8 protein-coding genes are annotated in these 12,649 nt (G+C 73.5%); 4 read left to right on the forward strand and 4 right to left on the reverse strand.

The window, feature by feature from the left end; genetic code table 11:
* Positions 1-120: 120 nt before the first annotated feature.
* Positions 121-579 carry a carboxymuconolactone decarboxylase family protein gene (locus ACLJPY_RS11870; protein WP_410588084.1) on the reverse strand — a complete coding sequence of 153 codons (459 nt, stop codon included), beginning with the start codon at positions 577-579 and terminating at the stop codon, positions 121-123.
* 47 nt (positions 580-626) lie between these two features.
* On the opposite strand from ACLJPY_RS11870, the gene ACLJPY_RS11875 reads away from it, so the two are divergent.
* Positions 627-2,027 (forward strand): PLP-dependent aminotransferase family protein, encoded by a 1,401-nt coding sequence (locus tag ACLJPY_RS11875; RefSeq protein ID WP_410588085.1) that lies wholly within the window; start codon positions 627-629, stop codon positions 2,025-2,027.
* Between the two features lie 4 nt (positions 2,028-2,031).
* Here ACLJPY_RS11875 and ACLJPY_RS11880 read toward each other — a convergent pair whose 3' ends face one another.
* On the reverse strand, positions 2,032-2,829 hold the full coding sequence (locus tag ACLJPY_RS11880; RefSeq protein ID WP_410588086.1) for a hypothetical protein: 798 nt from the start codon (positions 2,827-2,829) through the stop codon (positions 2,032-2,034).
* Positions 2,830-3,086: 257 nt separating this feature from the next.
* On the opposite strand from ACLJPY_RS11880, the gene ACLJPY_RS11885 reads away from it, so the two are divergent.
* Together ACLJPY_RS11885 and ACLJPY_RS11890 are read left to right on the forward strand one after the other, a co-directional pair.
* Positions 3,087-4,667 (forward strand): substrate-binding and VWA domain-containing protein, encoded by a 1,581-nt coding sequence (locus ACLJPY_RS11885; RefSeq protein WP_410588088.1) that lies wholly within the window; start codon positions 3,087-3,089, stop codon positions 4,665-4,667.
* Between the two features lie 11 nt (positions 4,668-4,678).
* Positions 4,679-6,421, forward strand: a complete 1,743-nt coding sequence (locus ACLJPY_RS11890; RefSeq protein WP_410588294.1) for a hypothetical protein — start codon at positions 4,679-4,681, stop codon at positions 6,419-6,421.
* Here the strand turns inward: ACLJPY_RS11890 and ACLJPY_RS11895 are convergent.
* Positions 6,415-7,065 carry a class I SAM-dependent methyltransferase gene (locus ACLJPY_RS11895; RefSeq protein ID WP_410588090.1) on the reverse strand — a complete coding sequence of 217 codons (651 nt, stop codon included), beginning with the start codon at positions 7,063-7,065 and terminating at the stop codon, positions 6,415-6,417. The genes ACLJPY_RS11890 and ACLJPY_RS11895 overlap by 7 nt on opposite strands.
* 132 nt (positions 7,066-7,197) lie before the next feature.
* Here ACLJPY_RS11895 and ACLJPY_RS11900 point away from each other — a divergent pair, with 132 nt between their 5' ends.
* Entirely contained in the window at positions 7,198-11,208 is a 4,011-nt protein-coding gene (locus ACLJPY_RS11900; protein ID WP_410588091.1) for an alpha-(1->3)-arabinofuranosyltransferase family protein, read from the forward strand.
* 213 nt (positions 11,209-11,421) lie between these two features.
* Here the strand turns inward: ACLJPY_RS11900 and ACLJPY_RS11905 are convergent, their stop codons facing one another.
* Positions 11,422-12,624: a polysaccharide biosynthesis protein gene (locus ACLJPY_RS11905; RefSeq protein ID WP_410588092.1), complete on the reverse strand. Its 1,203-nt coding sequence runs from the start codon at positions 12,622-12,624 to the stop codon at positions 11,422-11,424.
* Positions 12,625-12,649: the final 25 nt, after the last annotated feature.

Below are 12,649 nucleotides of genomic sequence, written 5' to 3' on the forward strand. Positions count from 1 at the left end.
CATCGCCGGGGGATGGTGGTCCTTCCGCACGCGCGGCCACCTGGGGACAACTGTGCGAGCCGGGCGAGCGAGCCACCGGAACTGTCGGTGCCTTCCGCTAGCGTGGAAATCGGGGGCTGCTCAGGCCGCCGCGCCCCGCTCGTCCGTGCCCGGCACCTTCGCCGTCGTGATGGCGATGCGGTTCCACGTGTTGATGGCGAAGATGAGCGCGAGCAGCTGGGCCAGTTCCTCCGCACCGAACTGGCCGGCGGCCCGCGTGTAGACGTCGTCGGGGACGCCGCCGGAGATCAGCGTGACGGCTTCGGTCAGCGCCAGCGCGGCCCGCTCCTTCTCGCTGAAGAAGTGCGCGGCCTCGTGCCACACCGCGACCAGGTGCAGCCGCTCCTCGCTTTCGCCGGCCTTGCGGGCGTCCGCGGTGTGCATGTGCAGGCAGTATGCGCAGCGGTTCAGCTGGGACGCGCGGATCTGGACCAGCTCGACCAGCGCGGGGTCGAGCCCGGCGCGGGCGGCGGCGTCGAAGCCGATCAGGGCCTTGAAGGCCTTCGGAGCGGTCTTGGCGAAGTTCACTCGGTGCGTCATGAGAAGAAACCTACGGCCGCTTTGACCCCTGAGTATGGTGCATTTCCATGGCGGAATCGTGGGTCAATTCGGGGGAGCGGCTCGGCACGGACCTGCACCTGGAGCTGTCGGCAGCCGGCGGCAAGCGGGCGGCGCTCACCACCGCGCTGCGGGACGCCGTCCGCGCCGGACGGCTCGCGCCGGGCACCCGGCTGCCGCCCTACCGGTCGCTGGCCGCGGACCTGGGCCTGGCCCGCAACACCGTCGCCGACGCGTACGCCGAGCTCGTCGCGGAAGGCTGGCTCACCGCGGTGCAGGGGTCGGGCACCCGCGTCGCCGAGCGTGCCGAGCCGGTGAAGCCGGTCCGGACGTCGAAGAAGTCCCCCGGAGCGCCGGCGCCGGCGTACAACCTCCGCCAGGGCCAGCCGGACGCGACGTCGTTCCCACGCGCCGAATGGCTCGCCGCCGCCCGCCGCGCGCTGAACGTGGCCCCGCACGACGCCTTCGGCCCCGGCGATCCGCGCGGACGCCCGGAACTGCGGGAGGCGCTCGCCCGGTACCTCGCGCGGGCGCGCGGCGTGCGCACGGCACCGGAGCGGATCGTGGTGTGCTCGGGGTTCGCGCACGCCCTGCGGCTGCTGTTCCCGGCCGTGCTGCGGGGTCCGCTCGCGGTCGAGTCGTACGGCCTGGCGTTCCACCGCTCGATCTTCGCCGCGGCCGGCGTGCGGACCGTCCCGCTGGCGCTGGACGAACGCGGCGCACGCGTCGAAGACCTCGACGTCCCGAACGTGCTGCTGACACCCGCGCACCAGTTCCCGACCGGCGGCCCGCTGCACCACGACCGCCGCACCGCGGTGGTCGGCCACGTGCGCGCAACGGGCGGCGTGCTCCTCGAAGACGACTACGACGGCGAGTTCCGCTACGACCGCAAGCCGGTCGGCGCGGTCCAGGGCCTCGATCCCGAGCACGTCGTCTACGCCGGTTCGGTCAGCAAGAGCCTGTCGCCCGCGGTGCGCCTGGGGTGGCTGGTGCTGCCCGGGCACCTCGTCGACCCGGTGCTCGCCGCGAAGGGCGAGCGCGAGGCCTGGGCGAGCGTGCTCGACCAGCTCACGCTGGCGGAGTTCCTGGAGTCGGGCGCGTACGACCGGCACATCCGCCGGATGCGTCAGCGCTACCGCCGCCGCCGCGACCGGCTGGTGGCGGCGCTGGCCGAGCGGGCACCGCACGTGACGCCGACGGGCATCGCCGCGGGCCTGCACGCGGTCCTGCGTCTCCCGCCGGGCACCGAGAGCACCGCGCTGAAGGCGGCGGCCTGGCAGGGCCTGGCGTTGGACGGCTTGGCGGCGTTCCGGCACCCGGCAAGCAACATGTCCACAATGGACGGATTGGTGGTCGGGTACGCGACCCCGCCGGAACACGCTTACCCGGCGGCGCTGGACGCCCTCTGCCGCGCCCTGCCGCCCGGGTAAGGGCTTACCCGACGATGTCGATCTCGAACGGCTCGGCCGCGCTGTAGTTGATGTCGGCCCACACCGCGCCCGGCAGGTCGTACCTCCGGTGGGACGTCAGCTTCGAGTCGTACCCGCCCGTCTGCTTGGGGTTGTGGCCGACGCCCTGGTGGTCGCTGCCCCACGCGAAGATGTCGCCCACCCACATCGGGTTCGCGTAGCCGTCGCCGCCGAGGCGGGGGCGGATGATGACCGCTGCTCCCGGGCTGCCGGACAGGAACACGCGCACCGCGTTCTCCGCGGCGTCCGGCGGGGTGACGGTGATGCGCTCCATGATCTCCACTCCAGTCGTCGTCGAAGGGCCGTCCACTCCGGGCCAGTAGTCGGCGACGGACGACACGTCGTAGCCCGGGGCGACGTTCCCGCGGTACTGCTTGGCGATCGCGCCGGCCGGGATCGTGGGATCGCCGTTGTACTGGGCGATCCAGTAGTGCGGTTCGGCGACGCCGGCGGACGAGAACGCCGTCCGCACCGACGGCCACGTCGACAGGTTGCAGTAGACCGTCGGGTCCGCGCCCGCCGCGCGGCGCATCCGGACCCAGCCGGGCGCTTCGGCCGGGCTGGCGTCGCCGGGCTCGACGTCGAGGACGTGCCCGTCGTTCGTCGACGCCTTCTTGACGATGGTGACCTTGACCGCGTAGGGGAACCGCGCCCAGTCCGCCGCCGACCAGGGCGCCAGCTTGATCCGGTCGATGTAGCCCGCGACCATCCGGGCCTCGCGGGGGATGTTCGCGGCCGTCACCGCGTCGTACATCGTGCGCACGGGTTCGGCCTCCGTTCGTGCCGCAGCGCCGTGGGAAGGACGGCGGATCGTTCTCGTGGCCCGCCATCGTGCAATTACCCGCGTGGGGTGCTCGTCAAGCGAAAAGCACGTCACCGCACGGTGAATCACCAAGACGGCCGCACCCGGCCGGTCCTTCACACCCGGTTCACGCGCCGATGGTGACGTTCCGCTTCCGGTACTGGCTTCCCGCTCACCCGGCTGGCAAGCTGCCAGCACCTCACGAGGGAAGGACGTGCATGGCGGCACACCCGGCGCGGGCCCGGCGGATCGACGCGCGGGTCGTCGTCCTGAGCGCGCTGCTCGTGGTCGCGCTGCTCGCGTGGGCCGGGGTCGGCTGGCTGAAGGACCGGCTGGCCGGCGGCGGCTGCGACACGACCACCGCGGTGCACCTCACGGCCGCCCCGGACATCGCGCCGGTGCTGGCCCAGCTCGCCCGGACCGTCCCGGGGCCCGACTGCTACGCCGTCGAAGTCACCGCCGGCCCGTCGACGGCCACCGCGACCGCCCTCGAAGCCAACGGCGCGAACGGGCCGGACGTCTGGGTGCCGGAGTCCAGCACCTGGCTGCTGCAGGCCCGCGACGGCGGCGCGTGGAACCTCCCCGAGTCCGGCCAGCCGGTGGCGAGCTCGCCGGTGGTGCTGGCGCTGACCGACGACGTCGCCAAGCAGGCCGGCTGGCCGGGGAAGTCGCCGTCCTGGTCGGACGTCCTCGCGGGGAGCCCGGTCGGGCTGCCCGACCCGGGCCGGGACCCCGCCGCCATCGGCGCGCTGATCGGCCTGCAGCAGCTGAGCAAGGACGCGCCCGACCCGGCCGCGGCGTTCACCGAGGAGATCCGCAGGCTCTCGGCGGTGAAGCAGCCGTTCACGGCGTGGCCGGCGTCGGAGCAGTCGGTGCTGGCCCGCAAGCTCGTCGCCGCCTACCCGGCCGTCGGCGTGCCGAGCTTCGACTACCCGTACGTCGTGCTGCCGCGGGCGTCGGAGGCCTCGCGCTCGGCGGCGGAGCGGTTCCTGCGGCTGCTGCTCGACCAGACCGCCACCAAGGCGTTCGCGGACGGCGGCTTCCGGACGCCGTCCGGGCAGCTCCTCGGCGACCGGCCGCGGGACACCCGCACGAACGCCGCCCCGCGCCCGGCCGGGCCGCCCGCGGCCGAAGCGGTGTACGGCGTGCTCCAGGCGTGGGCCGGGGCGAACCTCAGCGCCCGCGTCCAGGTGCTGCTCGACGTGTCGGGCTCGATGGCGGCCACCGTGCCCGGCACCGGCCGCAGCCGGATGGCGCTCACGCTGGAAGCGGCGACGCAGGGGCTCGGCCTGTTCAAGCCGACGACGGAGATCGGCCTCTGGCTGTTCTCGACCAAGCTCGACGGCGACAAGGACTACAAGGAACTGCTGCCGATGCGGCCGATCTCCGAGCAGCTGGCCTCGGGCGGCGTCGCGACGCTGCAGGCGGTCAAGCCGAAACCCGGCGGCGCGACCGGGCTGTACGACTCGATCCTCGCCGCGTACCAGAACGCCCGGCAGAGCTGGCAGCTCGGCCGGATCAACGTCGTCGTCGTGCTCACCGACGGCCGCAACGAAGACAGCGACTCGATCGGGCTGCCCGGCCTGCTCGCCGAGCTGAACCGGCTGCAGGACCCGCGGAAACCTCTGCCGGTGATCGGCATCGGCATCGGCCCGGACATCGATTCCAGCGAGCTGAAGCAGATCTCGGCCGCGACCGGCGGCGACTCCTTCACCACGCCGGACCCGCGCAAGATCTCCGACGTCTTCTACCAGGCCTTGAGCAAGCTCATGTGCCAGCCGCCCGCCTGCAAGAAGTGAGGACGCCCGTGTTGGTGCAGATCGAAAAGCCCGCCCCACGGGTGACGCGAAGACCGTCGGCGCTGGTCGTCGCCGCGTTCGTCGCCGGGGTGGTGCCCTTCGCCTTCCACGCGTGGGCGGCGCTGCACGGGAACTTTGCCCAGGACGACTTCGTCATGACCTACCGGGCCGCCGTGGCCGGGCCGTTCGACCTCGGCTACCTCTTCCAGGACTACCACGGGCACCTGACACCCGGCGGGTTCTTCCTCGCCGCCGTGCTGACGTGGTGGGCGCCGCTGAACTTCCCGTTGCTGGTGCTGCCGCTGCTGCTGATGCGGGCCGTGGCGACCGTGCTGTTCTGGTGCCTGCTGGTGCGCTGCTTCGGCCGCCGCTGGGCGATCCTGGTGCCGTTCACCGTGTTCACCGCCTCGACGCTGCTGCTGGTCCCGACGCTGTGGTGGGCCTACGGCGTCCAGATCGTCCCGGTGGTGCTGGCGGCCGCCGGTGCCGCGTACTGGCACGTCCGCTACCTGCGCGACGGCGGCCGGTGGTGGATCGGCGCCTTCGCGTGGACGTTGTTCGGGCTGGCGTTCTACGAGAAGGCCGCGGTGGTGCCGGTGCTGCTGGCCGGGGTGACCGTCCTGCTCGGACAGTCCTTCCGGGACCGGTGGCGCTACTGGGCGGGGCACGCGGTGCTGCTCGCCGCGTTCGTCGCGGGCTACCTCGCGCTGACGTCGAGCCAGGTGGGGGCCGGCGGCCCGCCGATGACCGCGGGCACCGTCGCCGACCTGACCGGCCGGATGCTCGGCGACACCTTCCTGCCCGGCCTGGCCGGCGGGCCGTGGTCGGGGCCGGGCCCGGGCGCGACCTGGGCGCCGTCGCCGTTCGCGGTCGTGGTCCTGCTCTTCGCCGCGGCTTCGGCCCTGCTGGTGGCCGGTGTGCGTGCGGGTGGCCGCCGGGCCTGGCGCGCCTGGGCGCTGCTCGGGCTGCTGTTCGCCGTGGACGTCGGGCTGCTGGCGGCGACGCGGCTGCGCGAAGTCGGCCCGGCCGCCGGTGACGACCCGAGGTACCTCGCCGAGCTCGCCTTCGTGGCCGCGCTGTGCGGTGCGTTCGCTTTCCTGCCGCCCGACGGCGTTGCGCCGTCCGGCGGAACGCGGGAACGGCCGATCGCGCTGGTGGCGTGCGTGCTGCTGCTCGTCAGTTCCGCGGCCGGGTTCTGGCGGCTGGCCCCGGCTCTGCGGTTCGAGCATTCCGCGCGGTACCTCGAAAACGTCCGTGCCGCCGTCGCCGAGGACCCGGATCTGGTCTTCTACGACACGTTCGTCCCGTCCGACGTGGTCCACGAGTGGTTCGGCGCGGACTCGCAGGCGTCCCGGGTGGCCGGCCTGCTGCCCGGCACGCACTTCGACCAGCCGACGAACCGGATGCACCAGCTCGACGCGTCCGGTACGCCCCACCTGATCACCGGGGTGGCCGCGGAGTCCCGCGGTGTGCCGGGGCCGGTGCGGGACTGCGGGTACACGGTCGGCGAAACGCCGGTGAGCGTGCCGCTCGACAAACCGGTGCTCGGCAGGCACCTGCTCAAGATCGACTACTTCACCTCCGACGGCGGCGAAGGCCTGGTCGACCGGACGCCGGTGTGGTTCCAGGCCGGGCTGCACTCGCTGTACCTGCCGGTCGACGGCCTGTTCGACCACATCGGCGTGCAGCTGTCGAGCCCGGGCGCGCCGGTGTGCGTCGCGAAGGTGGAGATCGGGCAGCCGGTGACTCAGTAGGGGTCGTACGGGCTGTCGTGGCCGAGCAGCCGGGCCAGCGGGCGCAACCGCAGCCGCAGCAGCACCTTGATCACGACGTTGCGCCCGAACCACGGCAGCTGCGCCAGCACGCGCAGCCGGTCGCGGGCCGACGGCGGGGCCAGCCGGAACCGCGCCAGCGACGTGGCCCGGTCCACATAGGTGTAGCGCCGTCCGAAGAGGACCTTCGCGATCGTGCCGAGGGTGACGCCGACGGAGGAAAAGCAGTCGTGGACCAGGATTTCCGCGCCCGGCGGCAGGTGCGCCGACCAGCGCAGGTCGTCGGTGTAGGTCCAGTAGTCGTGCTTGCCGTCGATGTAAAGCAGCTGTAGGGGCCGGTCCCAGTCTGGGCGCAGTTCCGTGCTGTAACCGGCGACGAGCTCGACGACGTCGTCCAGGCCGGCCCGGCGGATGTTGCGCTCGAACAGCTGCCGCGTCGGCGATCCGCCGAACAACCGGCCGTCGACGAAGGGGTCGACGGCGATCACCGTGGCGCCGACCGTGCGGGCCGCGGCACCCAGGACGATCGTGGACCGCCCCTGGTGGCTGCCGATTTCCAGGACGGTGTCGCCCTTCTCCAAGCGGCACACGGCGTTCCACAGCGCTTCGCCCTGCGCGCGCGTCATCCAGCCCTTGACCGGTTCGGCCGAAGCCCAGGCATCATCGAAGGAGATGGCGCACCTGCCTGAAGTCGGGAACTTTGCCTTCCGCAAAACTGTCGGCACATGGTAGCCAGGTTTCCGCCTAGTATCTACCGGATGGTAACCGCCACCCGCGAACGGTCCCGGGACGACGCCCCGCCCTCCGGCGGCGCCCGGAAGTTCTCGGTGGCCGCCTTCTTCCGCCGGCCCAGCACCTGGATCGTGCTGGCGCTGACCACGTTGTCGTTCCTGCAGATGCCGGGGAAGACGACGTTCGACACCAAACTGGACCTCGCCGTCGACCCGCTCGCCTTCCTGGGGCGGGCCCTGCACCTGTGGAACCCGGAAGCCACCGCGGGGGAGCTGCAGAACCAGGCGTACGGCTACCTCTTCCCGATGGGCCCGTTCTTCGCGCTGTGCCAGGCCGTGGGCGTGCCCGCGTGGATCGCGCAACGCCTGTGGGGCGCAGTCCTGCTGTCGGCCGCGTTCGGCGGTGCGCTGCTGCTGGCGCGGGCGATGAAGATCGGCACCGAGCGCACGCGGCTGATCGGCGCGCTCGGGTACGCGCTGGCGCCGCGCATGCTGACCGAAATCGGCGGCCTGTCCGCGGAAATGCTGCCCGCGGTGCTCCTGCCGTGGGTGCTGGTGCCGCTGGTGCGGGCCGGGGCGATCGGCTCGCCGCGGCGGGCCGCCGGGCTGTCCGCGCTGGCCGTGCTGGCCATGGGCGGGGTCAACGGCGCGATGGTCGTGATGGCCCTCGTCCTGCCCGGGCTGTGGCTGCTGACCCGCCGGTGGACGCGGACGCACGTCGAACTCGTGCTGTGGTGGTTCGTCTTCGTCGTCGGCGCGACGCTGTGGTGGATCCTGCCGCTGCTGCTGCTCGGCGAGTACAGCCTGCCGTTCCTGGACTACATCGAGTCGGCGACGAACACGACCGCGCCGATGTCGCTGTTCGAGGTGCTGCGCGGGACCAACCAGTGGGTCGCCTACGTCGTGCAGGGCACGCCGTGGTGGCCGGGCGGCTGGTCGCTGATCGACAACCCGGTGCTGATGCTGGCGACCGGGCTCGTCGCCGGGGTCGGGCTGTTCGGGCTGACCCGCCGCGGCCTGCCGGAACGGCGGTTCCTGGTGCTCGGCGTGGTGACCGGGCTGACCCTGCTGACCGTCGGCTACGTCGGTTCGCTCGACAGCCCGCTGGCCGAGCAGGTCCGGCACCTGCTCGACGGGCCGCTCGCCCCGCTGCGCAACGTGCACAAGTTCGAGCCGGTGCTGCGGCTGCCGCTGGTGCTGGCGTTCGTGCACGGCATCTCCAGCCCGGCCCGGGTGCCGTCCGCGCGGCGGTTCCTGCGGCCCGCGGTGGGCCTGCTGCTGGTGCTGGTGATGGCCGCGCCGGCGTGGCTGCTGAACCTGCGCTCCGGCCCGGGCTGGGACGCGGTGCCCGGCTACTGGTACGACGCCATGGGGTACGTCGCCAAGGCCGACCCGCACGCGCGGACGCTGCTGCTGCCCGCCACCGGGTTCGGCGAGTACGAGTGGGGCCGCACGGTCGACGAGCCGGCGCAGGCGATCGCGCGCAGCCCGTGGGCGGTCCGCAACCAGGTGCCGCTGGGGTCGGAGGGCAACACGCGGCTGATGGACTCCGTGGACGCCGCGCTGGCCGACGGCCGCGGCGACGCCGGGCTCGCCGCGTTGCTCGCCCGCTCCGGCTACCGGTTCCTGCTGCTGCGCAACGACATCGACCGCGAGCGGACCGCGGCCCCGCCCGTCGCGACCCTGCGGGCCGGCCTGGCCGGGTCGCCGGGCATCGCCAAGGCCGCCCGGTTCGGGCCGCTCGAGGTCTACGAGGTGCGGAAGGCGGTGCCGCTGGTCACCGCGACGGCGGCGACGGACGTCCCGACGGTGAGCGGCGGGCCGGAAAACCTGCTGCCGCTGATCGATTCCGGTCAGCTCGACCCGGCGACGCCGGCGGTGCTCACCGGCGACGGCGGGTCGCCCGGCGGCCCGCGGCTGGTGACCGACGGCCTGCGCCGGGCCGAGCGGAACGTCGGCGGCGTCCGTGACAACCTCAGCCAGACCCTGACCGCGGGCGAGGCCTACCGCCAGCAGCGCGCGGCCGGCGACCTGCTGCCGTTCCCGGGCCAGGAGCACCAGACCGTGGCCGCCTACCGGGGCATCCGCTCGGTGACGGCGTCGACGGCGGCGTCGTTCGCCGACGCCTTCGGCGGGTCCGACCCTTCGCACCAGCCGTTCGCCGCGATCGACGGCGACCCGCGCACGGCGTGGCACTCGTCGTCGTTCACCGGGCCGATCGGGCAGTGGCTCGAGGTCGAACTGGACACCCCGCGGCTGGTGAACTCCGTCGAGCTGCAGCTGGTCGACGACCTGCGGGTGGGCTGGCCGGCGACCCGGATCCGGATCACGACCGACAACGGCTCGGTCGACCAGCAGGTGATCCGCGGCGCCGGGCCGCACGAGTACTCCGTCGCCTCCGGCGTCACCCGCAAGGTGCGCGTCACGCTGCTGTCGCTGGTGGTCGGGCGGCAGGACGGGAACGTCGGGATCGCGGAGCTGAAGATCCCGGGCACCGAGCCGCAGCGCGCGCTGGAGGTGCCCGCGGACCTGCCGACCGGCCCGGCGCCGGGGTTCGCGTTCACGCGCGGCGCGCAGCCGCGGTTCGCCTGCCTGCCGGTCGGCGACGCCGTGCGCTGCGACGCCTCGGCGGCCCGCGACGGCGAGGAACCGGACGGGATCCGGCGGTTGTTCAGCACGCCGGCCGAGCAGACGTACCTGGTCGGCGGCTCGGTGCTGCCCGCGGGCGGCGGCCGCAACCCGGTGTCGCTGCCCGGGGTCACCGTGAGCTCGACGTCCCAGCTCGGCGGCGACCCGGCGGCGGCCGGGTTCGCGGCCGTGGACGGCGACCCGGGCACGGCGTGGCGCCCCGACGTCACCGATCTGCGGCCGGCGCTGACCCTGAACTGGCCGTCGCCGAAGCGGATTTCCGGGCTGCGCATCGAGGTGTCGCCGTCGAGCGGGGCCCGTGCGCCGCGGCAGGTGCAGCTGGCCGGCCGATCGGGGACGCGGACGGTGCAGCTCGACGCGAGCGGGTCGGCGACCTTCGAGCCGCTGGACACCGACCAGCTGCAGATCGTGCTGCCGGGTGACGACGACGATCCCGCGGCGCGCGCGGTCGTGGGCATCGGCCGCCTTTCGCTGTCCGGCAGCGACGACCTGCTGCCCGGGCCGGACCCGGCGTTCTCGGTGCCGTGCGGGTCGGGGCCGAACGTCCACCTCGACGGGCTCGACTACCGGACGTCGGTGCAGGGCAAGCTGTCCGACATCACCGCGCACCGGCCGCTGGCGCTGGTGATGTGCCGCGACTCCGAGGGCGGCATCGTGCTGCCGGCGGGCGGGCACGAGCTGCGGACGGACCGGTCGGAGTCGTTCGTGGTGCAGGACCTGTGGCTGCGTCCGGCCGGCGCTTCGCCGCCGCCGGTGCACCGCGCGGTGCAGGTGGGCGACTGGGGCGCGGCGTCGCGGTCGGTGACGGTGGGACCGGGCGCGGAGGCGGTGCTGGCGGTCCCGGAGAACGCCAACGCGGGCTGGACGGCCACTTTGGACGGACAGCAGCTGACCCGCACCCGCGTGGACGGCTGGCAGCAGGCGTGGGTGGTCCCGGCGGGCGCGGGCGGCGTGGTGTCGCTGTCGTTCACGCCGGACGCGCACTACCGCCTGAGCCTCCTGATCGGCGCGGCGGCGGTGCTGGTGCTGCTGGTGGGCGTGGCGTGGCCGGCCCGCCGACGCCGGTTCACGGTCTCCCCGGGCGGCGCCTGGACCCCGGTCGCGCTCATCGGGCTGCTGGTCGCGCTGGGCGGGATGCTGCCGGTGGTGCTGCTGATCGCGTGCCTGCTGGCCCGCCAGTTCTCCGAGCGCGCCCCGCGGTTCCTGGCGTTCGGAGGCATGGCCGTGGCGGCTCTGGTGTCGGTGACGGGCCGGGTGCTGGGCCACGGCCAGGAGTGGGCGTACGGCCCGCTGACCCAAGCGGCCCTCCTGCTGGCGGCGGCGGCAACGGTGGCCACCTGCGTGGACTGGTTCACCCGCAAGGAAAACCCCACCAACCCCACCCCCTGACCGGGTACCCGAAGGGTCGGCCCGCGTACCTGTACGGTCGGCCTGCGTACCCGGACAGTCGGTTGGCGTACTCGGAGGGTCGGTTCGCAAGCCGACCCTCTGGGTACGCAGGCCGACCCTCTGGGTACGCAGGCCGACCGGCTGGGTACGCAAGCGTGTGCAGAAAACTCGGGATTGTCGGTGCCTGTTGGTAGCGTGGAAAACGGGGGCTGCTCAGGCCGGTTTGCGCGGCCGGAACTCCAGTACCGCCCCCGCCGCGGCCAGCGCCCCGGCCGTGCACGCAGCCGCCGTGACCACCTCCATGGGTGAACTGTGCAGCCACGTCGTGATCAGCGCCGCCTCCACGGCCACCGCCGACCACATCAGGAGCGTCACGCGGCGGTCGCCGTCCGCCAAGCGGGCGTACAGCAGGATCTGGACCAGCGCCAGCAGTGAACCCGCCAGCGCGAACGGCCACACCGGCATCGCGGCGCCCGCGTACCGCGAGCCGCCGATCAACGCCGGCAGGGAAGGCCCCAGCACCAGCGAAACCAGCAGCACCAAGGCGTCCAGGGACGCGCAGACCGCGAGCGCCACCGGCAGCACCCGGCGGCGGCGATCGGACACCGCCAACCGCGGCAGGACCAGCACCCCGACCGCCTGCGGCAGCCAGTACGCGATCTTCGTGACGATCGCCCCGAGCGCGTACTCGCCCGCCTCCGAAGACGGCAGCGTGTGGCGGGCCAGCACCAGGTCCAGGTTCACCAGCAGCACCAGGGCCAGCATCGCCTGCGTCGTGTGCAGCACCTCGCCGCCGTGGCGGTCGGCCCAGCGGGGCCGCGGGCGGCCGCAGATCCGCCAGCCCGCCACGACCACCACCAGCGAACCGATCGCCGCGCCGGCCAGCGCGCCGGTCGGGGTGCCCGAGACGACCAGCCCCACCACCGACCCGCCGACCTTGCCCACGCCCTCCAGCGCGATCAGGCCGGCCAGCACGGCGAACCGGTGGCTGCCCTGCAGGAGCCCGTGGAACACGCCCAGCAGCGTCAACGGCCCGAGCGCCGCCGTCACCAGCAGCGCCGGGGCCAGCGAACCGAGGTGCAGCAGGAGCACCAGCAGCGGGCTCAGCGTCAACGCCGCCGTGGCGACGACCGCGCTCGTCATCAGGCCGAGCGCGAAGAGCGAACCCTGGGCCGGCGACGGCGAACGCGCCACCCGCAGGGCCACCACCGTCTGCAGCCCCATGGCGGGCACGACGCCGATCACCAGCACCGCCAGCAGCGAACTCAGCTCGCCGAACGCGCCGGGGGCCAGCAGCCGCGCGGCGGCCAGACTCAGCCCGTAACTGGCCGCGTTGTTGCCCGCGAGCGCGAGCGAGACGAGGATCGCCGCGACCCGGTTGCCGGTCCGCGCCGGGACTTCGGTGTCTACGCTCAACGGCGGGCTCCCATTACCGGCGGGT

Origin of the sequence: Amycolatopsis sp. lyj-23, from assembly GCF_046549135.1 — a bacterium.
Lineage (GTDB): Bacteria > Actinomycetota > Actinomycetes > Mycobacteriales > Pseudonocardiaceae > Amycolatopsis.

What these genes read in the sequence shown, in the direction of transcription:
- ACLJPY_RS11870 (WP_410588084.1), bottom strand. Translation starts at nt 579, where the DNA reads ATGACGCACCGAGTGAACTTCGCCAAGACCGCTCCGAAGGCCTTCAAG.
- ACLJPY_RS11875 (WP_410588085.1), top strand. Translation starts at nt 627, where the DNA reads ATGGCGGAATCGTGGGTCAATTCGGGGGAGCGGCTCGGCACGGACCTG.
- ACLJPY_RS11885 (WP_410588088.1), top strand. Translation starts at nt 3,087, where the DNA reads ATGGCGGCACACCCGGCGCGGGCCCGGCGGATCGACGCGCGGGTCGTC.
- ACLJPY_RS11895 (WP_410588090.1), bottom strand. Translation starts at nt 7,065, where the DNA reads ATGACGCGCGCGCAGGGCGAAGCGCTGTGGAACGCCGTGTGCCGCTTG.
- ACLJPY_RS11900 (WP_410588091.1), top strand. Translation starts at nt 7,198, where the DNA reads ATGGTAACCGCCACCCGCGAACGGTCCCGGGACGACGCCCCGCCCTCC.